General features: G+C 70.2%; 18 protein-coding genes. 12 read left to right on the top strand and 6 right to left on the bottom strand.

Annotated features, from left to right (window positions below):
- Positions 1-44 precede the first annotated feature (44 nt).
- From meaB to ABZS58_RS34425, 3 genes are read right to left on the bottom strand one after another with little or no spacing between them, the layout of a single operon-like run.
- Positions 45-1022 (bottom strand): methylmalonyl Co-A mutase-associated GTPase MeaB, encoded by a 978-nt coding sequence (meaB, locus tag ABZS58_RS34435; RefSeq protein WP_354787435.1) that lies wholly within the window; start codon positions 1020-1022, stop codon positions 45-47.
- Complete coding sequence (locus tag ABZS58_RS34430; protein ID WP_354787434.1) at positions 1019-1339, bottom strand: hypothetical protein; 321 nt, start codon at positions 1337-1339, stop codon at positions 1019-1021. Before ABZS58_RS34430 ends, meaB begins: the two co-directional genes overlap by 4 nt.
- Before the next feature lie 44 nt (positions 1340-1383).
- Entirely contained in the window at positions 1384-2571 is a 1188-nt protein-coding gene (locus tag ABZS58_RS34425; protein WP_354787433.1) for an acetyl-CoA C-acetyltransferase, read from the bottom strand.
- Positions 2572-2644: 73 nt separating this feature from the next.
- Between ABZS58_RS34425 and mce the strand changes: the two genes are divergently transcribed.
- The 5 genes from mce to ABZS58_RS34400 all read left to right on the top strand — a co-directional run bounded on the left by mce (position 2645) and on the right by ABZS58_RS34400 (position 10665).
- Positions 2645-3121, top strand: a complete 477-nt coding sequence (mce, locus tag ABZS58_RS34420; RefSeq protein WP_354787432.1) for a methylmalonyl-CoA epimerase — start codon at positions 2645-2647, stop codon at positions 3119-3121.
- A gap of 157 nt (positions 3122-3278) precedes the next feature.
- Positions 3279-4628 carry a crotonyl-CoA carboxylase/reductase gene (ccrA, locus tag ABZS58_RS34415; RefSeq protein WP_354787431.1) on the top strand — a complete coding sequence of 450 codons (1350 nt, stop codon included), beginning with the start codon at positions 3279-3281 and terminating at the stop codon, positions 4626-4628.
- Positions 4629-4933: 305 nt separating this feature from the next.
- On the top strand, positions 4934-6181 hold the full coding sequence (locus tag ABZS58_RS34410; RefSeq protein ID WP_354787430.1) for a cell division protein DivIVA: 1248 nt from the start codon (positions 4934-4936) through the stop codon (positions 6179-6181).
- 121 nt (positions 6182-6302) lie between these two features.
- On the top strand, positions 6303-8825 hold the full coding sequence (locus ABZS58_RS34405; RefSeq protein WP_354787429.1) for a hypothetical protein: 2523 nt from the start codon (positions 6303-6305) through the stop codon (positions 8823-8825).
- A 481-nt stretch (positions 8826-9306) separates the two neighbouring features.
- The gene (locus ABZS58_RS34400; RefSeq protein WP_354787428.1) at positions 9307-10665 is read left to right on the top strand and encodes a hypothetical protein; all 1359 of its coding nucleotides are present in this window, start codon (positions 9307-9309) and stop codon (positions 10663-10665) included.
- Here the strand turns inward: ABZS58_RS34400 and ABZS58_RS34395 are convergent.
- The 3 genes from ABZS58_RS34395 to ABZS58_RS34385 all read right to left on the bottom strand — a co-directional run bounded on the left by ABZS58_RS34395 (position 10662) and on the right by ABZS58_RS34385 (position 13422).
- A complete protein-coding gene (locus ABZS58_RS34395; protein ID WP_354787427.1) occupies positions 10662-11291 on the bottom strand; it encodes a PIG-L family deacetylase in 630 nt (209 codons plus the stop codon). The genes ABZS58_RS34400 and ABZS58_RS34395 overlap by 4 nt on opposite strands.
- 79 nt (positions 11292-11370) lie before the next feature.
- Positions 11371-12183 (bottom strand): sugar phosphate nucleotidyltransferase, encoded by an 813-nt coding sequence (locus tag ABZS58_RS34390; protein WP_354787426.1) that lies wholly within the window; start codon positions 12181-12183, stop codon positions 11371-11373.
- A 6-nt stretch (positions 12184-12189) separates the two neighbouring features.
- On the bottom strand, positions 12190-13422 hold the full coding sequence (locus tag ABZS58_RS34385; protein WP_354787425.1) for a class I SAM-dependent methyltransferase: 1233 nt from the start codon (positions 13420-13422) through the stop codon (positions 12190-12192).
- 229 nt (positions 13423-13651) lie between these two features.
- Between ABZS58_RS34385 and ABZS58_RS34380 the strand changes: the two genes are divergently transcribed.
- From ABZS58_RS34380 to ABZS58_RS34350, 7 genes are all read left to right on the top strand, one after another.
- Positions 13652-14680 (top strand): SDR family oxidoreductase, encoded by a 1029-nt coding sequence (locus tag ABZS58_RS34380; protein ID WP_354787424.1) that lies wholly within the window; start codon positions 13652-13654, stop codon positions 14678-14680.
- Positions 14677-15855 carry a class I SAM-dependent methyltransferase gene (locus ABZS58_RS34375; RefSeq protein WP_354787423.1) on the top strand — a complete coding sequence of 393 codons (1179 nt, stop codon included), beginning with the start codon at positions 14677-14679 and terminating at the stop codon, positions 15853-15855. The genes ABZS58_RS34380 and ABZS58_RS34375 overlap by 4 nt, the downstream gene beginning before the upstream one ends.
- Before the next feature lie 2 nt (positions 15856-15857).
- Positions 15858-16835: a glycosyltransferase gene (locus ABZS58_RS34370; protein ID WP_354787422.1), complete on the top strand. Its 978-nt coding sequence runs from the start codon at positions 15858-15860 to the stop codon at positions 16833-16835.
- Positions 16836-16844: 9 nt separating this feature from the next.
- Positions 16845-18425 carry a lipopolysaccharide biosynthesis protein gene (locus ABZS58_RS34365; RefSeq protein ID WP_354787421.1) on the top strand — a complete coding sequence of 527 codons (1581 nt, stop codon included), beginning with the start codon at positions 16845-16847 and terminating at the stop codon, positions 18423-18425.
- 8 nt (positions 18426-18433) lie between these two features.
- Positions 18434-19744, top strand: coding sequence for a glutamate-1-semialdehyde 2,1-aminomutase (locus ABZS58_RS34360; RefSeq protein WP_354787420.1), 1311 nt, complete (start codon positions 18434-18436; stop codon positions 19742-19744).
- A gap of 11 nt (positions 19745-19755) precedes the next feature.
- Positions 19756-21015, top strand: a complete 1260-nt coding sequence (locus ABZS58_RS34355) for a hypothetical protein (protein ID WP_354787419.1) — start codon at positions 19756-19758, stop codon at positions 21013-21015.
- A 423-nt stretch (positions 21016-21438) separates the two neighbouring features.
- Entirely contained in the window at positions 21439-22446 is a 1008-nt protein-coding gene (locus ABZS58_RS34350) for a Gfo/Idh/MocA family oxidoreductase (RefSeq protein ID WP_354787418.1), read from the top strand.
- Positions 22447-22469 lie beyond the last annotated feature (23 nt).

Below are 22469 nucleotides of genomic sequence, written 5' to 3'. Positions count from 1 at the left end.
ATGTGCCCCCTGTGCTGGTCGAGCTGAAGGTTGACCCGCAGACCTTAGCGGTCGTTCCGCTTTTCGGTCATGGTCACCAGCTCGCTCGCCGCGGAGTGCGGATCAAGGTCACCGTCCGCGACTTTCCTGGCGAGACCGGCCAGCACGGCGCCGTCCCGCAGGGCTTCCATCCGGCCACGCAGCGTGCCCAGCGCGATCGCCTCGATCTCCGCGGCGGCCCGCTTCTCGCGGCGGCGGCGCAGCTCGCCCGTGTCGTGCAGGTGCGCGCGGTGCTCGGCGATCGTCGCCACGATCTCGTCGATGCCCTCGTTCCTGACCGCGACGCAGCGCAGGACCTTGGGGCGCCACTGGCCGGGAGCGCGTTCGCCGAGCCCGATCATGCCCTGGATGTCGCGGTACGTGGCGTCGGCGCCGTCCCGGTCCGCCTTGTTCACGACGAAGATGTCGGCGATCTCCAGCACCCCGGCCTTGGCCGCCTGGATCGAGTCGCCCATGCCGGGCGCGAGCAGCACGAGGGTCGTGTCGGCGAGGCCGGCGATCTCGACCTCGGCCTGCCCGACGCCGACGGTCTCCACGACGACGGGGTCGCAGCCGGCGCCGTCGAGGACCCGCACCGCCTGCGGGGTCGCCGCCGACAGCCCGCCGAGGTGCCCCCGGCTGGACATGGAGCGGATGTAGACGCCCGGGTCGGTGGCGTGGTCCTGCATCCGGACGCGGTCGCCGAGGATCGCCCCGCCGGTGAACGGGCTGGACGGGTCGACCGCGAGCACCCCGACCCGCCTGTCCTGCTTGCGGAACGCGCGGACCAGCTCGTTGGTGGTGGTCGACTTGCCGACGCCGGGCGAGCCGGTCAGCCCGATGACGTGGGCGGCGCCGGCGTGCGGGGCGAGAGCCGCCGCGACCTGCGGCAGCACCTCGTCCCCGTCCTCGACCAGCGACACGAGACGCGCGACGGCGCGGGGGTCGCCCTCCCGCGCCTTCGCGACCAGCTCCGGGACGTCCCGCGACCGCCGGACGCTCACGGTTGCCGTTCCTTGCTCTCGTCACTGATGTTCCGCATGTACTGGATGATCGCCGCTCCAGGCGCTCCGCGCCTCAGGGGGTTCGACGCTCCGGGCGCCGCGCGGTCCCGGCCGGCCGCCGTCTCCGGCGCCGCCGGGCCCCGTGCGGTCGTCGTCCGGACCGCCTGCCGCCACGTGACCGTGGTCTCGACCACCCGGCGCCGCGTGACCGTGGTCTCGACCACCCGGCACCGCGTGATCGTGGTCTCGACCGCCTGGCGCCGCGTGATCGCCGTCTCGACCACCCGGGGCCGCGTGATCGCCGTTTCCGACGTCACACGGTTCCGGGTGATCACTGTCTCGGGCGTCTGGTGCGTCCGGGTCACTGCTTGGGGACGCGGAGCAGGAGCGCGTCGCCCTGGCCGCCGCCGCCGCACAGGGCCGCGGCACCGAGGCCGCCGCCGCGGCGGCGCAGCTCCAGCGCGAGCGTCAGGGCGAGCCTGGCGCCGGACATGCCGATCGGGTGGCCGAGCGCGATCGCGCCGCCGTTGACGTTGACGATCGCCGGGTCGACGCCCAGGTCCGCGGTCGACTGCACGCCCACCGCGGCGAACGCCTCGTTGATCTCGACCAGGTCGAGGTCGGCGGCGGTCAGGCCGGCCTTGTCCAGGGCATGCCTGATCGCGTTGGACGGCTGGCTGGTCAGCGAGTTGTCGGGGCCCGCGACGTTGCCGTGCGCGCCGATCTCGGCGAGCCAGGTCAGCCCGAGCTCCTCCGCCTTCGCCTTGCTCATGACGACGACCGCGCAGGCGCCGTCGGAGATCGGCGAGGAGGTGGCGGCGGTGATGGTGCCGTCCTTGCTGAACGCGGGCCGCAGCTTGGCCAGGGTCTCGACCGTGGTCTCGGGCCGGATCTGCTCGTCGTCGGTGACCAGCAGCGGGTCACCCTTCTTCTGGGGGATCTCCACCGGCACGATCTCGTCGGCGAAGCGGCCCTCCTTCTGCGCGGCGGCGGCCTTCTGGTGGCTGGCCGCGCCGAACGCGTCCTGCGCCTCGCGGGTGATGCCGAGCCGCGCGACGTGCCGCTCGGTCGACTCGCCCATCGACACCTGGTCGAAGGCGTCGGTGAGGCCGTCCAGCGCCATGTGGTCCTTGATGACGACGTCGCCGTACTTGTACCCCTGGCGCTGCCCGACCAGCAGGTGCGGGGCGTTGGTCATCGACTCCATGCCGCCGGCGACGACGATGTCGAACTCGCCCGCCCGGATGAGCTGGTCGGCGAGGGCGATCGCGTCGAGGCCCGAGAGACAGACCTTGTTGACGGTCAGCGCCGGCACCGACATCGGGATGCCGGCCTCGACGGCGGCCTGGCGGGCGGGCATCTGGCCGGCGCCGGCGGTCAGCACCTGGCCCATGATCACGTATTGCACCTGTTCGGGCGCCACGCCCGAACGCTCGAGCGCCGCCTTGATCGCGACACCGCCGAGCCTGGTCGCGGGAAAGTCTTTGAGCGCGCCGAGCAGTCGCCCCATCGGCGTGCGGGCGCCGCTGACGATCACCGATTCAGTCATCGGGAGGCCTTCCGAGAGATGGTTCACATCGCACCGTCGCGACTGAACGATTACTAGGGTTCAGACTATCGCCATGACGTCCTCCGGCCCGCAGTTGGATATCTCACCCGTCGGCATTCTCCGCATCGATCACGTCGGTATCGCCGTGGCTGATCTCGACGCGGCGATCGAGTTCTATGCCCGCGTCTTCGGCATGCGCTGCGTCCATCAGGAAACCAACGAGGAGCAAGGGGTGCGTGAGGCCATGCTGTCGGTCGGGCCGACCACCGCCGGCGGCTGCCTGCAGCTGCTCGCCCCGCTCCACGAGTCCTCGACGATCGCGAAGTTCCTGGACCGCAGCGGTCCGGGCATGCAGCAGCTCGCCTACACGGTGGCCGATGTCGATGCGACCTGCGCCGAGCTGCGCTCCCGGGGCGTCCGGCTGCTGTACGACGAACCCCGGCGCGGCACGTCGGATTCACGCATCAATTTCGTGCATCCGAAGGACGCCGGAGGCGTACTCGTGGAGCTGGTGGAGCCCTTTCGCGCAGCTTCGAGCAACCACTCCTGACGTGGTCAGTGGACTTCTTCACAGGCCGGTTCCTGATTTAGCTACCGTTCAGTAACGTCCGACGCAGGGCATCGAGATGTGTCGCCGAGCCCCATAGGCACTCCGCCTTTCACGGTCTCACCCTTGATGCCTTCACCCCTGACGTTAGGAGCCATCGGTGCAGCAGATCCTCGACGCGATCATGCAGGCGGAAGGTGCCGCGGACCCGGCGGCCGAACTGCGCGCCGTGGCCGGCCTGCCGGTGCCCTCGTCGTACCGGGGTGTGGTCGTGCGCGCCGACGAGACCGACATGTTCGACGGCCTCGCCACCCGCGACAAGGACCCCCGCAAGTCCCTGCACGTGCAGGAGGTCCCGACCCCCGAGGTCGGGCCCGGCGAGGCCCTGATCGCGGTCATGGGCAGCGCGGTCAACTACAACACCGTCTGGACCTCGATCTTCGAGCCGGTGTCGACGTTCGGCTTCCTGCAGCGGTACGGACGGCTCAACGACCTCTCGAAGCGCCATGACCTGCCGTATCACGTGGTCGGCTCCGACGCCGCCGGCGTGGTGCTGAAGGTCGGCCCGGGCGTGAGCAAGTGGAAGCCCGGCGACGAGGTGGTCGCGCACTGCCTCAGCGTCGAGCTGGAGGACGCGACCGGGCACGACGACACGATGCTCGACCCGCAGCAGCGGATCTGGGGCTTCGAGACCAACTTCGGCGGCCTCGCCGAGCTGGCCCTGGTCAAGGCCAACCAGCTCATGCCGAAGCCGGCGCACCTGTCGTGGGAGGAGGCGGCCTGCCCGGGGCTGGTCAACTCCACCGCCTACCGGCAGCTCGTCTCCCACCACGGCGCGCAGATGAAGCAGGGCGACACCGTCCTCATCTGGGGCGCGTCGGGCGGCCTCGGCTCCTACGCCACGCAGTTCGCCCTCAACGGCGGCGCGACCCCGGTCTGCGTCGTGTCCAGCCCGCAGAAGGCCGACCTGTGCCGGGCCATGGGCGCCGAGCTGGTGATCGACCGCTCGTCGTACACCTTCTGGAAGGACGAGCACACGCAGGACACCGCGGAGTGGCGCCGGTTCGGCGCGGAGATCCGCTCCCTGACCGGCGGCGACGACCCGGACATCGTGTTCGAGCACCCGGGCCGCGAGACCTTCGGCGCCAGCGTCTACGTCGCCAAGCGCGGCGGCACGATCGTCACCTGCGCCTCGACGTCCGGATTCATGCACCAGTACGACAACCGGTACCTCTGGATGAACCTGAAGCGCATCATCGGCAGCCACTTCGCCAACTACCGCGAGGCGTGGGAAGCGAACCGGCTGATCGCGCTCGGCAGGATCCACCCGACGCTGTCGCGCGCCTACGCCCTGGACCAGACCGGCCAGGCCGCGCACGACGTGCACCGCAACGCCCACCAGGGCAAGGTCGGCGTGCTCTGCCTGGCCCCGGCCGAGGGCCTCGGCGTGCGCGACCCCGAACTGCGCGCGAAGCACGAGACGGCGATCAACCGGTTCCGTAACCAGTAACCCGCCGCCCGCCGCCCCACCGGACCCCGCGACGGGAGCGCCACAGCGTTGTGGCCTCCCGCCGCGGTTTTTGTCTTCCTGGCCTGGTGGGGGCGTGTCGTCCGAGCTGAGGGGCGGTATGGGCATTGTCTCGACCGGCGCACCGTTCGGTGACCTTGACCTGGCCGTACGGCTACTCGACACGCCGACAAAGCGTGACAAAAACGTGGCGTGTCCTGCCTGGGTGAAGATGACCTTGCGACCATCTCGGAAGAGTGCCGTTGCACCCTTGCGAAAGCCCCCCCGTGGTCTGCAAGTATGTGCCAATGCCCCAGCAGCAGTCCTCGGTTGACTTCTTTCAGAACGGCTCGGATCACGAAGAGCTGAGTGTCGTCCTGCGCGGCTACGACCGTGCCCAGGTCGACGCCAAGCTGCAGCGGTTCAACGCGCAGCTCCAGCAGGCCAACCAGGCTCGCGAAGAGGCCGAGGGCCGCCTCGCGGAGTCCCAGCGGCGCATCCGTCAGACCGAGCAGCGGCTCGGCACGATGGAGCAGAAGCTGAGCGACACCAACAAGCAGCTGGAGGAGAACAACCGGCCGACGCTGTCGGGGCTGGGCACGCGGGTCGAGCAGATCCTGCGGCTCGCCGAGGAGCAGGCCAACGACCACCGGGGCGAGGCCAAGCGGGAGTCCGAGGGCATCAACTCCGCCGCGCGGCTCGAGGCTCGCGAGATCACCGACAAGGCGCGGGCCGAGTCCGCCGCCATGAAGGCGACCGCTGAGCGCGAGGCGGGCAACCTGCGCACCGCCGCCGAGCGCGAGGCCGCCGAGGTCCGGGTCCAGGCCCGGCGCGAGGCCGACACGCTGCGCGCCGACGCGGAGCGCGAGACCAAGCAGCTGCGCACCGCGACCGCGCACGAGGTGGCCGAGCTGAAGGCGACCGTCGAGCGCGAGGTGGCGACGCTGCGGGCCACCGCCGAGCGGGAGATCACCCAGCTGCGCGCCAAGGCCGCCCGCGAGGCGGAGGAGAAGCGCGCCGAGGCGACGAAGCTGCTGACCGACGCGCGGGACAAGCGCGACAAGGACCTGCAGTCCCTGGCACTGGAGCTGGCCGAGCGGCAGGAGAAGGCGGAGCGCGACGAGTCCGCCCGCCACGCCTCCGCGGTCGCCGCGACACAGAAGCTGGTCACCGAGGCCGAGAGCCGCGCCCGGGCCGCCGAGGACCGCGCGAAGGAGATCGAGCAGCGGGCCGAGGCGCGCCGGGTCGAGTCCGAGCGCAGCGCCGCCGAGACCCTCGAGAAGGCCAAGAACCTGTCCGAGAAGACGGTCAACGAGGCCCGCGCCGAGGCACACCGCCAGCTCAGCGAGGCGCGTGCCGAGGCCGAGGAGACCACCCAGCGGGCCCGTCGCGAGGTCGAGGACCTCACGCGCCAGAAGGACGCGGTCACCTCGCAGCTCGGTCAGATGCTGTCCGGCCTCGCCGGGATCATGCCGTCGGTCCAGCCCCCGCAGCAGGGCGGCCCGGCCGACGCCAAGAAGGCCAAGTCCGGCGAAGGCGACAAGGTCACCGCCTGACGTTCGCGGGGCGCGGTGATCCGGCCGCTTCTCGATCATTCACGGGGAGTTCGATCGCACGTCCCGTCATGCGCGGTGTGTAATTGCGCGTGGCGGGACGTTGCGTGTGAGGATGGGTGTTATGTCAGACGGCGACCTCTTCGACACCGGCCCGGGCGGCGTCTCCTCAGAGCCCGACTTCGAGACCGCGCTGCGTGGATACAACCGCGGCCAGGTCGACAGGTACTGGACCCAGTCGGAGAACGAGATCCATGCCCTGAAGCTGGAGAACGAAGAGGTCTGGGGTCAGGTCCAGGCGCTCGCGTCACAGGTGCAGGACCTGCAGATGGAGCTCGCTGACCTGCGCCGGCGCGGCCCTGTGGGCGACGTCTCATTCCGTCATCTGGGCGCCCGGGTCGAGCAGATCCTGGGCCTCGCCGAGGACCAGGCCGAGTCGATCCGCGCCAATGCCGTGCAGGACATCGCCGGGCTGCGCGCCGAGGCCGAGCGGCTGCTCGCCGACGCCCGCGGCCGGGCCGCCAAGGCCAACGAGGACTTCGAGCTCGCCCTCGGCGCCCGCCGTGCGGAGGAGGAGCGTTCGGTTACGGAGCGTCGCGCCGCCCTGGAGGCGGAGACCCACGCGATCGGGGAGCGGGCCGCCGCTTCGCGGGCCGAGGCCGAGCGGATCGTCGCGCACGCCCACGCCGAGGCGCAGCGCATCACCGCCGCCGTCACCGCCCAGCTCGACGAGGCCCGGCTCCAGGCAGAGCGGGAGCTGCAGGCGCTGCGCGCCGCCGCCGAGCAGCACTCGACGCAGGTCCGCGCCCAGGCCGACCAGCACGCCACGGCCGCGCAGGAGCACGCCACCACCGTCACCACCCAGGCCGAGCAGCAGGTCGCCACGATCCTCGCCCAGGCGCGGGAGCAGGCCGGCACCGTCACCGCGCAGGCCCAGGCCCAGGCATCCGCCGTGACCACCCGCGCGGAGCAGCAGGCGGCGACCGTCACCGCGGAGGCGCAGGCCCAGGCGTCCGCGCTCACGGCACAGGCGGAGCAGCAGGCGGCCGCGGTCACCGCGGCGGCGCAGCAGCAGGCCGACAGCGTGACCGCCCAGGCCCAGGAGACCGCCGCCACCGTCGCGGCGAAGGCGCAGGAGGCCGCGGCGACCGTCGCCCAGCAGGCCGAGGAGCACGCCGCGACCGTCACCGCCCAGGCCCGCGAGACGGCCGACGCCGTCGCCGCGCAGGCGGAGCAGTCCGCGGCCGCCGTCACCGAGCAGGCCGCCGCGCAGGCGAAGGCCATCGCCGACACCGCGGTGGCGAAGGCAGAGGCCGCGGCCGCCGAGGCACACACCGCCGCGACCGACGCCCACCAGAAGCGCACCGACGAGGCGGCGCAGAAGGCCGGCGCCGAGGCCGCGGAGCGGGCCGCCGCCGCCCGCGCCGCCATCGACCAGGAGCTGCGCGATCTGCGCGCCGCCCACGACGCGGAGCTCGCCGAGCTGCGTGCCACGGCGGACCGGGAGCTCGCCGAGGCCACCGCCACCGCGAGGGCGGAGGCCGACGGGCTCCGCAGCACCGCGCAGACCGAGGCCGACGCCCTGCGCGCCGAGGCCGCGGACGCCGTGACCACCGCGAAGGCCACGGCGGCGGACGCGGTGACCAGGGCGCGGACCGAGGCCGAGACGCTCCGCACCAGCGCGCAGACCGAAGCGGACACACTGCGCACCACCGCGCTGACCGAGGCCGACACGGTGCGCACCGAGGCGGCGACCGCGGTGGCCGCCGCGAAGGCGGAGGCCGCGACCCAGGCGGCGGCCGAGGCCACGACGCGGGCCGAGGCGGCCGCGAAGACCGAGGCCGAGGCGATCGCCAAGGCCGACGCGGCGAACAAAGCCACCGCCGAGGCGATCGCCACGGCGAAGGCAGCGGCCGAGGCCGCCGCGAAGACCGGCGACGCCAAGCAGGCCGAGCTCGAGACCATCACGGCGAAGCTCGCCGAGGCGCAGGCCCGCCTGGCCGAGGCTCAGACGCAGGAGGCCGCCGCCCGCGAGCGGATCCAGGAGGCCGCCGACGCCGAGGCCCGCCTCACCGACCTGCGCGAGCAGGAGACGGCGCTCACCAGCAAGGCCGCCCAGGCCGAGACGGCGCTGAGCGCCGAGCTGGCCGGGCTGCGGTCGCAGGAGACGGACCTCACCACCCAGGTCGCGGCCGCCGAGGCGCGCCTGGCCGAGCTGCGCCAGCAGACCGCCGACGCCGAGGCCCTGAGCGAGAAGACCACGGCCGCCGAGCAGCGCGCCAGGCAGGCCGAGGACAAAGCCGGGCAGGCCGAGGTCAAGGCGAAGCAGGCCGAGCAGCAAGCCGAGCAGGCCGAGCAGCAGGCACAGCAGGCGCAGGACAGGGCGAAGCAGGCCGAGGACAAGGCCGCGAAGGCTCAGGAGCAGGTCGAGGCGGCGCAGCGGCGTGCCACAGAGATCGAGGAGCTGGCGGATGCCGCCGGCACCGAGGCCGCCGACCAGGCCGCGAAGACCGTCGCGGACGCCGAGCAGGCCGCGGAGGCGATCCTCGAAGCCGCCCGGCGCGAGGCCGAGACCGCACCCGCCACGGCACCCACCGCGGAGAGCAAGGCCAACGGCAACGGCAAGGTGAAGGTCGCCGCCGAGTAGCACCGAACTGCCGAAAGTCCCTGTGCGCGATGCGCGGAAAGCCGACACTCAGGTTGAGGACGTGATGGAGAATCACGTATCGTCCGCGGGTCTGCGCGCCGAGTCACGGTTCAGGGGGAGATAGTGTGAGCGGTCCGGAGCGAAGCGGAGCGACCGATCACCAGCATTGCAGCTTCCGCTCACGGCGGCGCCGGAGCGAAGCGGAGGTGACGGCGTGAACGGTCCGGAGCGAAGCGGAGCGACCGATCACCAGCATTGCAGCTTCCGCTCACGGCAGCGCCCGAGCGCGGCGGAGGTGACGGCGTGAGCGGTCCGGAGCGAAGCGGAGAGACCGATCACCAGCATTGCAGCTTCCGCTCACGGCGGCGCCCGAGCGCGGCGGAGGTGACGGCGTGAGCGGTCCGGAGCGAAGCGGAGAGACCGATCACCAGCATTGCAGCTTCCGCTCACGGCGGCGCCGGAGCGAAGCGGAGGTGACGGCGTGAGCAGCACGGAGCAGGTGCAACGAGACCGCCCCGGACGGCACAGCGTTCCACCCTCCCGGCAGGGCCGGCTCACCACCCGCGTCGCGATCGGCGTCGCGGCGGTGGTCGTGATCGCCGCGGGCACGGTCGCGGTCCTGCAGCTCACGTCGGGCGGCGGTGCCGAGAGCCAGTCCAGCACCGCCGACGAGAAGGCCACCGTCATCAGCACCGACGGCACCGTCGTGGACGGCCAGCAGCTGACGACGGCGCTGTACATCAAGGCGAACAACGTCAAGGTGGTCAACACCACGGTGCGGCACACGGGCACGATCGCGATCAAGGTGTTCCCCGGCGTGAGCGGCACCGTGGTGCAGAACACCGAGGTGTTCTGCGGCAGCAAGGACATGACGGGCGTCGGCAACGGTGGGTACACCGCGACGAAGGTCAAGGTCCACGGCTGCGGCACCGGTTTCCAGCACTACGCGGGCGCGCCGGCGACGGTCACGGACTCGACCGTCGACGACCGGCCGTACAAGGCGAGCTACGCCTTCACCGAGTCCGGCAAGAAGCACCCGACGGCCGGCACCGGCCTGGTCGCGGGCCCGGTCAAGGCCGCGAAGCCGTGGCCCGGCCCCGACAACACGGGCGTGCCGGCCGGGACGACGCTCACCCCGTACACGGGGAAGTATGTGATCACCGAGCCCGACACGGTCATCGACGGGAAGATCCTCACCGACTGCGTCGAGATCAAGGCCAAGAACGTCACGATCAAACGGTCGAAGATCAACTGCAAGAACAAGGGTGGCATGATCATCCGGGTGTTCGACGAGCTCGTGACCGATGCCAGTCTCCTCGTCGAGGACAGCGAGATCACCGGCGACGGCGAGGGGCTCGGGGTCGGCTTCGGCCACTACACGCTGCGCCGCGTCAACATGCACAACCTCAACGAGGGTCCCCGGGTCTCCGACGGCGCGGTGATCGAGGACAGCTGGATCCACGGCCTGGTCTTCACCGACGAGAAGGACCACCAGGACATCCTGCAGACGACCGGCGGCACCGGCATGATCGTGCGGCACAACACCCTCGAGGCGTTCAACGCGACCACCAACGACCCGTTCAACGCGGGCTTCCAGCTCGGCTCGGAGACCGCGCCGATCCTGAGCGACCTCCTGGTGGAGGACAACCTGTTCAGCGGCGGCAACTACACGGTGAACCTGCGACCGGACACGAAGACGGAGAAGGTCGTGTTCCGCAACAACGTGTTCGTGCAGAACAGCCGCTACGGCGCCGCGTCGAACGAGGACCTCCCGGGCGTCACCTGGGAGGCCACCAACGTCTTCCTCGACGGCGGCAAGCCCGTCACGCACAGCCCTTAGAACGAAAGCACAGCCTTCGTGACGGTGTACGCCTCGGCGTAGTGCGACCGGCACTCCATGCCACGGATGCGGGCGAGTCCGAGGAACACTTCGTCGTCCCACCAGTCCCGGGCCTTCTGCGACGGGAAGTGCTCGTGCAGCAGGGCGACCTTGCGCCGCCCCTGTTCGACCGTCAGCGGCACGTACACGTTGCGCCGCGAGAGATCGCCGTCCCATTTGGGGATCTCGTAGTGCATGACGAGCGAGTCCCGGAAGGCGGTCGACGCGAGCGACCCGAGCAGCCGGTGGTCCTGGTGCGCGTCATCGGTCGACGGCGCGAGGACCAGGTCGGGCTTGCCGAGCCGGGCCGCGGCCTCGACGATCTCCTTCGTGGCGTCCCAGTGCGCGGGCAGCCGGCCGTCCGGGAGGCCGTGCAGATGGAAGGCGACGGTGCCCTGCGACAGGAACGCCGTCGCGGCCGCCCGGGCCTCGTCCTGGCGGGCAGGCACCCCTGTCGCCAGGACGTAGTCGACCCGGACCCCCGAGGGCAGGGACAGCAGCAGGCCACCGGCGGCGATCTCGATGTCGTCCGGGTGTGCACCCAGGGCGACAACGGACCGCGCGCCGGCCAGCGAAAATCCGATCACTCGGCCGCCGCTCCGCTCCGGCCGCCTGACCTCAACCTGCGCCCATGATGACCGGCTCCTCCGCTGCGCTCCGGACCGGTCATGAGCGCTGCGTGGGGACCAGGGACGGGCGGCGGGAGGCGTCCCACAGCATCCACGGGCAGTTGCCGTGGTTGTAGGCCTCCTCCATCTCCGCCCGGTCCTTGAACGTGTCGACCGCGCGCCAGAACCCGTCGTACTGCTGCGCCAGCAGCTTGCGGTCCGGGATGAGCCGGTCGAAGGCGTGCGGCACCATGTCCTCGCCGTCGCGCAGGACGTCGAAGATCTCCGGCCGCATGATGAAGTAGCCGCCGTTCTCCCAGGTCATCAGCTCGCGGAAGTCCCGGACCCGCGAGACGGACCCGTCCTCGCCCATCTCCACCACGTGGTGCGTGGAGACCGGCGGCACGGCGAGCATGCTGACCGCCGCGGTGGACCCCCGGAAACGCTCCACCATCTCCGGCAGGGGCGCGTCGGTCAGCGTGTCGGCGTAGTTGGCCAGGAACATCGGCTCGTCCTCGACGTACTTGCGCACGCGCATGAGCCGCTCGCCGATCGTGGCCTTGAGGCCCGTGTCGATGAACGTGATGTTCCAGTCGGTGATGTCGGTCGAGAACAGCTGCACGTCACGGTTGCCGCCGACGAGCGTGAAGTCGTTGGACAGCGTCTCGTCGTAGTGCAGGAAGTAGTCCTTGACGACCGCGGCGCCGTAGCCGAGGGCGAGGACGAAGTCGGTGTGTCCGAAGTGGGCGTAGTAGCGCATGACGTGCCACAGCAGCGGCCGGTCGCCGATCATCGCCATCGGCTTGGGGACGTTGCTGGTGCCCTCGCGCATCCGCATGCCGAGACCACCGCAGAACAGGACGACCTTCACGACAAACTACTCCTCGACGTCGAGTGCCGGGATCGGGTAGACCAGCTTGCCGCCCCAGTCGCGCACGTACGAGAGCTGCGCGCTGATCTCGGTGCGCAGGTTCCACGGCAGGACCAGGACGTAGTCGGGCCGGTCGGCGGCGATGCGCTCCGGCGCGTGGATCGGGATGTGCGTGCCGGGCAGGAACATGCCCTGCTTGTGCGGCGACCGGTCGACCGTGTACTCCAACAGGTCCTCGCGGATGCCGCAGTGGTTGAGCAGCGTGTTGCCCTTGCCGGGGGCGCCGTAGCCGACGACCCGCTTGCCCTCCGAGCGCGCCTTCATGAGGAAGTCGAGCAGGTCGCGCTTGATGGTGAACACCTCGTCGGCGAAGCCCTTGTGCCCCTCGAACGTGTGCAGGCCGGCCGCGGCCTCGGCGTCGAGGACGGCCTTGACCGCCACCGAAGGTTCACCCGCGGTTTCCGAATGCTTGGCGTGCACCCGCAGCGACCCGCCATGGGTCGAGAGCTCCTCGACGTCGACGACGGTGAGGCCGCCCTTGGCCAGGGCCCGGGACGCGGTGAGCAGGGACAGGTACTGGTAGTGCTCGTGGTAGATCGTGTCGAACTGCCGCCGCTCGATCAGGCGGAGCAGGTGCGGGAACTCCAGCGTGACCAATCCGTCCGATTTGACCAAATTCGCGAGACCTTGACCGAAGCCAATGATGTCCGGAATGTGGGCATAAACATTATTTGCGGCAACCAGATCCGCGCGACCGTACTGCGCCGCGACCGATTCGCCGGTTTCCGGCCCGAGAAAGCACACCTCGGTCCTGATCCCCTTTTCGCGGGCGACCGCTGCGACATTTCCCGCCGGCTCGACGCCGACCACCGGAATACCCGCGGCCACAAAATGCTGCAGAAGGTACCCGTCATTACTGGCCACTTCGGCGACCAGGCTGTCGGCCGTTAGGTTGAGCTTCTCGATCATAGCGACGGAGTACCGCCGGGCGTGCTCCACCCAGGATGATGAATAGGAGGAGAAGTAGAGGTAGTCGGAGAAGATCTCCTCACCCGCCACGTAGGCCGGGAGCTGCACCAACAGGCACTCTGCGCAGGTGCGTACGTGCAGCGGGTAGAACATCTCCGGTGCGTCGACCTTGTCCGCGGGCACATAGCTCTCGCAGAGTGGTGACATACCGAGGTCGACAAAGGTCTCGGTGAGCTCGGCGCCACAGAGCCGGCACGAGACAACGGGCATGCGTCCCCCCAAAATAATCGTTGGCGCTAGGCTCCAGCTACACGGCGAAAGCTATCCGGCTGGAGCAAGATGTGGACGCGTCAGCCTAAGGCAGAATCCAAGCCAAGAAGCTAGCGGTCACAGAAGACTGCTGTTCAACGTCAGAGTAAGAAGTCCGACACACCACCGAGGGCACTTTCGGTCCCTCATAGACTCTCCTTCCACCCGCCGAGCGTTCGGGAGCTTTGCCATGCGCGTACTCGTCACCGGTCACGACGGATACATCGGCAGTGTGCTGGTGCCGATACTCCGGCAGGCCGGGCACGAGGTGGTCGGTCTGGACACGGGGTTGTTCGCGGACTGCGTGCTCGGACCGGCGCCGGAGGAGGTCAAGACGCTCCGCGTCGACCTCCGCGACGTCGAGCCGTCGCACGTCACCGGGTTCGACGCGGTCATGCACCTCGCGGCGCTGTGCAACGACCCGCTGGGCAACCTCAACCCCGACCTGACGTATGACGTCAATCACCGCTCGACGATCCGCCTGGCGAAGGCCGCGAAGGCCGCAGGGGTGCAGCGGTTCCTCTTCTCGTCGTCCTGCTCGCTCTACGGCAAGGGCGCCGACGACACCCCGCTGGACGAGACGGCCGGCTTCCAGCCCGTGACGCCCTACGGCGAGTCGAAGATCCTCTCGGAGCAGGGCCTGCTGGAGCTCGCTGACGACGACTTCTCGCCCGTGTTCCTGCGCAACTCCACGGCGTACGGCTTCTCGCCCCGGCTGCGCGGGGACCTGGTCGTCAACGACCTCGCCGCGCACGCGCTGCTCACCGGCCAGGTCCGGCTGCTGTCCGACGGCAAGGCGTGGCGGCCCCTGGTGCACATCGAGGACATCTCCGCCGCCTTCCTGGCGCTGCTGGAGGTCGACCGGTCCCGCGTGCACGCGAAGGCGTACAACATCGGCAAGAGCAGCGAGAACTACCTCATCCGCGACGTAGCCAACCTGGTCGCCGAGGTGGTCGAGGGCAGCGAGGTGACGTTCGCCGAGGGCGCCGGCACGGATCTGCGCAACTACCGGGTCACGTGCGACCTCATCGCCGCCGAGGTGCCGGAGTTCCAGCCGAGGTGGACCGTCAAGCTCGGCGTCGAGCAGCTGATCGAGCAGTACCAGCGGCACGGCCTGACGATCGAGCAGTTCGGCAGCGAGACCCACCAGCGGATCAAGCGGATCAAGTCGCTCATGGCCGCCGGCAAGCTCGACAACGACCTGAGGTGGACCGCGTGAGCCGCTTGTGCGATGCCTGCGGCGAGGAGCGGCTCGTCCCGTTCGCCGGCCTCGGGGACATCCCGGTCCTGTGCGGGGTGCACTGGGAGGCGCACGGCGACGCCGTCGCGTCCCCTGTCGGCCGGATGGAGCTGGCGCACTGCCCGCGCTGCGCCTACGTGCGCAACATCGCGTTCGAGCAGGACAAACTCGTCTACGACACGACGATGGACACCAACCTGCACTTCTCCCCCGCGTTCCAGCGCTTCTCCGCGGACCTGGTGCAGAGCCTCAGCGAGCGCTACGACCTCAACGGCAAACTCGTGCTCGACATCGGCTGCGGCCAGGGCGAGTTCCTCAAGGAGCTGACCCACGTCAGCGGTGCGAGCGGCGTGGGCTACGACGCGATGTACGCGGGCGAGACCGGCACCAACGGGCTGACCACGTTCCACAGCGGGCTCGCCCCGCGCGGGTCCGGCCTGCCGGAGTACGACTTCTTCACCTCGCGGCACTGGTTCGAGCACCTCGACGACCCGCACGAGTTCCTCGTCGACCTGCGGGAGCAGGCGAAGGGGCGCGAGGTCTTCGGCTATGTCGAGGTCCCCGACGCGGTGTACGACCTCGCCACCGCCGGCTGGGAGGTCATCTACCCGCACGTGTCCTACTTCGACGCGTACTCCCTCGCGAGCATCTTCGGCCGGGCGGGCTGGACGGTCGAGTCGACGGGCACGCTGTTCTCCGGCATGTTCCGGTACATCGAGGTGTCGGCGAACCGGCCCCGCGCCGGCGGTCACGTCGCGCACACCGGCGAGCTGCCCTCGATGCGGGCCCGCGACAAGCAGCTCGCGGCGATCGCCGGCTTCGCGGAGCGGCACCACGCCGAGCGCGAGCGCTGGCGGAGCACGATCGCGCAGCTCAACGCCGACGGCGCCCGGCCGGTGCTGTGGGGCGCGGGCTCCCGCGGCGTGCAGTTCCTGGCCCTCGCCGACCGCGAGCTCGGCCTGCACGGCGTCGTCGACCTCAACCCGCGCAAGTGGGGCCGGTTCCTGCCGGTCACCGGGCACCGGGTCGACCCGCCGTCGACGCTGACGACGCTGCAGCCGAAGGCCGTGGTGATCACCAACCCGGCGTACAAGGAAGAGATCGCGAAGTCCCTCGCCGACCTCGGCGTGACCGCAGAGATCCTGGTGGCCTAGCCATGCCTGAATCCCTGCCCAGAGTGACGATCGGCATGACGACGTACAACGTCGAGAAGTACCTGCCTCTCGCGCTGGAGTCGATGCTCGCCCAGGACCACCCGGACTTCGAGATCGTCGTGTGCGACAACCTGTCCACCGACAGCACCTGGGAGATCCTGGAGCGTTACGCCGCCAAGGACCAGCGGGTCAGGGTGTACCGCAACCCGGAGAACCTCGGCGAGGCCGGCAACTTCCGGCGGGTCGTGCAGCTGGCCCGCGGCGAGCTGTTCCGGCTCGCCGCGCACGACGACCTCGCCGCGCCGACCTTGATCAGCCGGTGCGTGGAGGCGCTCGACACGCACCCCGAGGCGATCCTGGCCTTCCCGCAGACGGTGCTGATCGACAGCGACGGCAACGAGATCGGCCCGTGGGACGACGCCATGGACACGTCCACGCTGCGCTCGCGCGGCCGGGTCAGCTGGTACGCGCGGAAGTGGAACCTCTGCAACGAGGTCTTCGGCGTCATCCGCACCGACGTGCTGCGCAGGACCCGGCTGCTCGGGCCGTTCCTGTCCAGCGACGTGCGCATGCTGCACGAGCTGGCGCTGCGCGGCGAGTTCATCCAGGTGCCGCAGCGGCTGTTCTACCGCCGGATGCACGCGACCAACACGTTCGGCGCCCAGCGCGACACCGACGAGGTGCTCGAGTGGCTGGAGCCCGGCGCCGCGAAAAGCAACGCCAAGGGCAAGCCCCGCAAGCGCAAGCCGGCCTCGGACCAGAGCCACCACACCAGGATGACCTGGGAGATCACCAAGGCGCTCATGAGCAACGAGCTGCCGGTGACCGAGCGGGCGGCCGCCACCGGCGCGTTCCTGACCTCGTGGGGCACCCGGCGCGGACGGGCCAAGCTGGGCCGGATCCGCCGCTCGATCACGCGGACGCCGATCGCCCCGCCGCCGTGGGAACAGCCCAACGACCAGCAGCAGCCGCAGGCCTAGGGAGTTCGCATGAGTCAGAGCGTCGACAACAGCGTCGACCCGCTCGACCGCACCGTCGATCTTGACCGTACCGCCGAGATCAGCGCTCTGACCCCACCGCCGGCCGTCCTGTCCGAGGACGCCGAGGAGGCGCCGCGCAATCGCCTCAAGTCGGCGATCTTCTGGTCCTACGCGCTGACCGCCGGCCGGCTGGGCACCACGACGATCGTCACGTTCGTGCTGGCGAAAATGCTGGGCCCGCACGCGCTGGGCGTCGTCACGACCGCGCTGCTGTTCGTGATGATCACGCAGATGCTGCTCCAGCAGACCCTGCTCACCACGATCATCCAGCGGGAGAAGCTCGACCCCGACCACCTCGACGCCGGGTTCTGGCTGGTCATCTGCGGCAGCCTCGCGCTGACCGCGCTCGCCGCCAGCCTGGCACCGCTGTGGGCGGCGTTCAACAACCAGCCGCAGCTCACGATGATCTGCATCGCGCTGACGCCGATGATCCTGCTGCAGGGCCTGACCGTGGTCCCCGAGGCGATCCTGCGCAGGAAGATGACCTTCCGGCCGCTCGCCATCCGCACGCTCATCGCGACCGCGATCGGCGGCGTGGTCGGCATCGCCATGGCGTTCGCCGGCTACCAGGCCTGGGCCCTGGTGGCCCAGCAACTGGTGACCGCCGGTGTCGGCGCGATCGTGCTGTGGACGGTCACCGACTGGCGCCCTCGCTGGCGGCTGCCCCGCCAGGCGGCCAAGGACCTGTGGGGCTTCTCGTCGCAGACCGCGCTCGGCGGCGTCGGCGTGTTCCTCGCGATCCGCATGGACGTGCTGGTGATCGGCAAGTTCTTCGGCGCGAACGCGACCGGCCTTTACCGCATCGCGCAGCGCCTGCCCGACATGCTGACCGAGGTGACCAGCCGGTCGCTGCAGCAGGTGTCGCTGCCAGAGCTGGCCCGGCTGCAGAAGAGGCCGGTCGAACTCGGTGACCGGCTGGCCAAGATGCTGCACGTGTCCGCCGTAACGGGGCTGCCTGCGCTGGGCATCCTCGCCGCCACGGCGAAGCCGCTCGTCGCGCTGCTCGGTCCCGAGTGGTCGCCGGCCGGCACCGGCATGCAGCTGCTGTGCATCGTCGGCATCGTCAACGTCTACGGCGTGCTGCTCGGACCGGCCCTGCAGGCGGTCGGCCGACCGGGCATCAACACCGCGCTGTCGTGGTTCCAGCTGGCCGTCGGCGTCACCACGTTCTACTACATCGGGCAGCTGCTGAACGGCTCCACCGACGACCGGGCGCAGGTCGCCGCGATCGCGATCGGCATGTCCGCGGTCGAGCTGTCGATCACGATCCTGATGATGTACATCACCTTCGTGCGGGTGCTGAAGGTCAACACCTGGCAGATCCTCGGTCCGACGGTGCCCGCGTTCGTCGCGGGCGCCGTGGGTTTCCTGGTGCCGTTCCTGATCGACCGGTTCGGTCTGTTCGACGGTCCGTGGCTGCTGAAACTGGTGGTTTACGGCGTGCTCGCCACGGGCATCTCCGGCGGTCTGCTGCTCGCCCTGGACACACGTACGCGGGGGATGGTCATGCGAAAGCTCGGAAAGAAGTAGGAGCGGTCTTGCTGTTCGACGAATCCAACCGGCTACGGCCCCTGGCCCACGCGGTCATCCCCGGTGGCGCCCACACGTACGCGAAGGGCGACGACCAGTTCCCCGAAGAGGCGCCGGGCTTCATCGTCCGGGGCAGCGGCTGCCACGTGTGGGACGCCGACGGCAACGAGTTCGTCGAATACGGCATGGGGCTGCGCTCGGTCACGCTCGGCCACGGCTACGCCCCGGTCGTGCGGGCCGCGGCCCGGCAGATGGCGGAGGGGCTCAACTTCAGCCGCCCGGCGACGATCGAGCTGACCGCGGCGGAGCGGCTGCGGACCGTGCTCGGCGAGCCCGACCGGATGGTGAAGTTCGCGAAGAACGGCTCCGACGTGACGAGCGCCGCGGTGAAGCTGGCCCGTGCCTTCACCGGCCGGGACCTCGTCGCGATCTGCGCGGACCACCCGTTCTTCTCCACCGACGACTGGTTCATCGGCACGACCGGCATGCCCGGCGGCATCCCCGGCGCGGTCCGGGACCTGACCGTCCGGTACCGCTACAACGACCTCGACAGCGTCGAGGCGCTGATCGCCGGGCACGACGGACAAATCGCCTGCCTCGTGCAGGAGGTCGAGGCGACCGAGCCGCCCGCGCCGGGCTTCCTGCAAGGGCTGCGGGCCCTGTGCGACCGGCACGGCATCGTGCTGATCTTCGACGAGATCATCACCGGCTTCCGCTGGCACGTGCGCGGCGCGGCGCACGTGCACGGCGTCCGGGCCGACCTGACCAGCTACGGCAAGGCGCTCGGCAACGGCTTCGCGGTCGCCGCGCTCGTCGGCCGGCCCGACATCATGGCGCTCGGCGGGCTGCTCACCGACCGGGAGCGGGTCTTCCTGCTGTCGACCACGTACGGCGCCGACACGCACACGCTCGCCGCGACGATGGCCGTGCTCGACGTGTACGAGAACGAACCGGTCATCGAGCACCTGCACCGGCAGGGGCGGCGGCTCGCCGAGGGCGTCACGGCGGCCGCGGCGGCGCACGGGGTCGCCGACTTCGTCGGCGTGGCGGGCCGCGACAGCAACCTGATCTACCTGACCAAGGACGAGCGCGGCGAGCGGTCCCAGCCGTTCCGCACCCTGTTCCTGCAGGAGCTGATCCGCCGCGGCGTGATCGCCCCGTCGTTCGTGGTCAGCTACTCGCACACCGACGCCGACATCGACCGCACGATCGAGGCGGTCGACGGCGCCCTGGCCGTCTACGCGAAGGCGCTGAGCGACGGCGTCGAGGCGTATCTGGTCGGCCGCGCCGTGAAGCCCGTCTTCCGCCCTTACGTCTAAGGGGTACACCCGTGGTCGCAGTCCTCGAACAACGGGAAGAAGTCCAGCGCCCCGGGCGCCCTCTGCTCAAGGCCGCCCTGGTCGTCGGAGCGCTCGCGGCCGGGACGGTCGCCTCGATCCTGCGGCAGCCGGGGCCCGGCGCGCTCGACACGATCTGGGCCGAGGACGGCGAGATCTTCCTGACCCAGGCGGTGCGGGACGGCGCCGGGGCGTTCACGACGTCCTACGCCGGCTACTACCACCTCGTCGCCCGGCTCGTCGCCGGCGTCGCCGCGCTGGTGCCGCCGGCGCAGGCCGCGGCCGCGCTCGCGATCGGCGCGGCGCTGGTCACCACGGTCTTCGCGATCGCCGCGTACGGCCTCAGCGGGGAGTACATCGGCTCGGTCGTGGGCCGGTTGGTGGTGTCGGTGCCGGTCGCGGTGCTGCCGATGGCGCAGGGCGACGTGCTGAACTCCCCGGCGAACCTGCACTGGACCGGCCTCTACGTGCTGTTCTGGTTCCTGCTGTGCCGGCCCGCCTCGACCGCGGGGAAGGTGCTCGCCTGCGCCGGGATCGTGCTCGTGGTCGGCAGCGACATCCTGACCGGGGTCTACCTGCCGCTCGTGGCGTTCGTGCTGTGGTTCCACCGGGACCGGTACGCCGTGGTGAAGGCCGTCGCGTTCGTGGTGCCGCTCGCGGTGCAGGTGCTCGGCCTGCTGACCGGGGCGAGCGAGCGGGAGGGCCTGGCGCCGGACCCGGTGCGGGCGGTGACCGGCTTCGTGCTGCGCGCGGTGCCGACGGCCCTGTTCGGCGAGCGCTGGGTCGGTCAGACGGTCAGCACCCGCAGCCTGCTCTTCGCCGCGCTCGCGTGGCTGCTCCTCGGCGCGGTGCTGGTCCTCGGCCTGCGCAAGGTCGTCCGCCCGCGCTGGACGCTGGTGATCGCGGCCGGGGTGCACAGCGCGCTGGTCTACGTCGCTCCGGTCGCGCTGAGCGGCATCGCCACCCCGCGGTACAACGTGGCGCCGGCGCTGCTGGTGCTGGTCACCCTCGTCGCTCTGCTCAACGACGTGATCGGCGTGCGGGTGCTCGCGGCGCTGCTGCTGGTCGTGTGCGCGGTGAACTTCCGGGTGGACAACGCCAGGGCGGACGGGCCGGACTGGCACACGGGTCTGCGGGGTGCGGAGGCGGCCTGCGCGGCCGATCCGGCGGGGACGGTGAGTGTCGAGGTGACTCCGCTCGCGGCACCCGGATGGCACGTTGCGCTGCCGTGTGACTATGTCGACAGAAAATGACCCCATCGCAAAGTCGGCATCACAGGACAAGCAATTATCAGGCGAACTATGATCCACTCCAGAGTTAAAGACTGATTTTCCTCGACCGTTCGGACAGGCTTGCCTGTCGGAACGACGGAGGTCACTGCACCCCGGAACGAGATTCACATTCCGGAGCCCACAGGTACGCTGAGCTGCGAAACAAGAGATCGCTTCTGTCCGTTTCGCAACCTTGGTACCAATTGAACTAATTGCCTTTTTTGTTGTTTTTAAACGCGTCAAGCGGCATTTCATGTTTCGTTAAAAGAGGCATGTAAAGAATGCGACACGGCGAGTTTGCCAGTGCCCACTTGCCCCGCTGACGCGTTATCCGCCAGTGTCGCTAGGCGACTGCCCGTGGGGGGCGCGCCGCGACGTATTCATTCTTCGGGAGCAGGGTCGGTCATGAAGGTTGGCGTCATCGGCTGTGGTTACTGGGGGGCTAAGCACGTCCGGGTGCTGTCGTCGCTTCCCGAGGTGTCCCTGGTGGTCGCGATCGACGCGCAGTCGGAGCGGATCGAGCCGCTGCGCCGGATGTATCCAAGCGCGCTCTGCGTCACCAGCCTCGACGAGGTCATCGACCTGATCGACGCCGCGATCATCGCCACGCCGCCGCGCTCGCACGCACCCCTGGCGAAGCGGCTGCTCGCCGCCGGCAAGCACGTCATGGTCGAGAAGCCCATGACCGCCTCGACCGCGGAGGCCCGCGAGCTGGTCGCGATGGCCGACGCCAACGGGCTGACCCTCGCCACCGGGCACACCTTCGAGCACAACGCGGTGGTCAAGCACCTGCGCGACATGGTCGCCGCCGAGGAGCTCGGCAAGATCTACTACATCGACACGGCCCGGCTGAACCTCGGCCTCTACCAGCCCGACGTCAACGTCGTCTGGGACCTCGCGCCGCACGACATCTCGATCATCAACATGGTGCTGGGCAGCACGCCGACCGCGGTGAGCGCCTGGGGCGCCAGCCACGCCGGCACGCCCTTCGAGGACGTCGCCTACCTGCGCCTGGAGTACGGCGCGATCGGTGCCACCGCCAACATCCACGTCAGCTGGCTCGACCCGTCGAAGGTGCGACGCGTGACGGTCGTCGGCAGCCAGCGCATGGCGGTCTACGACGACATGCTCGACGAGGGCCGGCTGCGGATCTACGACAAGGGCGTCCAGGGCGCCCCGCTGGACGGCACCGTGCCGATGTCGTACCGCTACGGCGGCATCACCGCGCCGCACATCCCGATGACCGAGCCGCTGGGCGAGGTCGACCGGGACTTCGTGCAGTCGGCACTGACCGGCCGGACCCCACAGGTCGACGGCCGCCGCGGCCTGGCCGTGGTGGAGGTCCTGGAGGCCGCCGCCGAGTCGATGGCGACCGGCCGGACCGTCGACATCTCCCAGCCCGCGACCGTCTGACCCGTTTTCCTTGTCGAGAAAGG

The organism is Dactylosporangium sp. NPDC005555, from assembly GCF_040605635.1.
Lineage (GTDB): Bacteria > Actinomycetota > Actinomycetes > Mycobacteriales > Micromonosporaceae > Dactylosporangium.
Note: the sequence above shows the minus strand (reverse complement) of the source record. Positions and strands in the feature narration are given on the sequence as shown.

Bases quoted from the DNA above. Each gene is read 5' to 3' on its own strand.
- ABZS58_RS34425 (WP_354787433.1), bottom strand. From the start codon at position 2,571: ATGACTGAATCGGTGATCGTCAGCGGCGCCCGCACGCCGATGGGGCGA.
- mce (WP_354787432.1), top strand. From the start codon at position 2,645: ATGACGTCCTCCGGCCCGCAGTTGGATATCTCACCCGTCGGCATTCTC.
- ABZS58_RS34380 (WP_354787424.1), top strand. From the start codon at position 13,652: ATGCGCGTACTCGTCACCGGTCACGACGGATACATCGGCAGTGTGCTG.
- ABZS58_RS34410 (WP_354787430.1), top strand. From the start codon at position 4,934: ATGCCCCAGCAGCAGTCCTCGGTTGACTTCTTTCAGAACGGCTCGGAT.
- ABZS58_RS34370 (WP_354787422.1), top strand. From the start codon at position 15,858: ATGCCTGAATCCCTGCCCAGAGTGACGATCGGCATGACGACGTACAAC.
- ABZS58_RS34405 (WP_354787429.1), top strand. From the start codon at position 6,303: ATGTCAGACGGCGACCTCTTCGACACCGGCCCGGGCGGCGTCTCCTCA.
- ABZS58_RS34365 (WP_354787421.1), top strand. From the start codon at position 16,845: ATGAGTCAGAGCGTCGACAACAGCGTCGACCCGCTCGACCGCACCGTC.
- ABZS58_RS34350 (WP_354787418.1), top strand. From the start codon at position 21,439: ATGAAGGTTGGCGTCATCGGCTGTGGTTACTGGGGGGCTAAGCACGTC.
- ABZS58_RS34385 (WP_354787425.1), bottom strand. From the start codon at position 13,422: ATGCCCGTTGTCTCGTGCCGGCTCTGTGGCGCCGAGCTCACCGAGACC.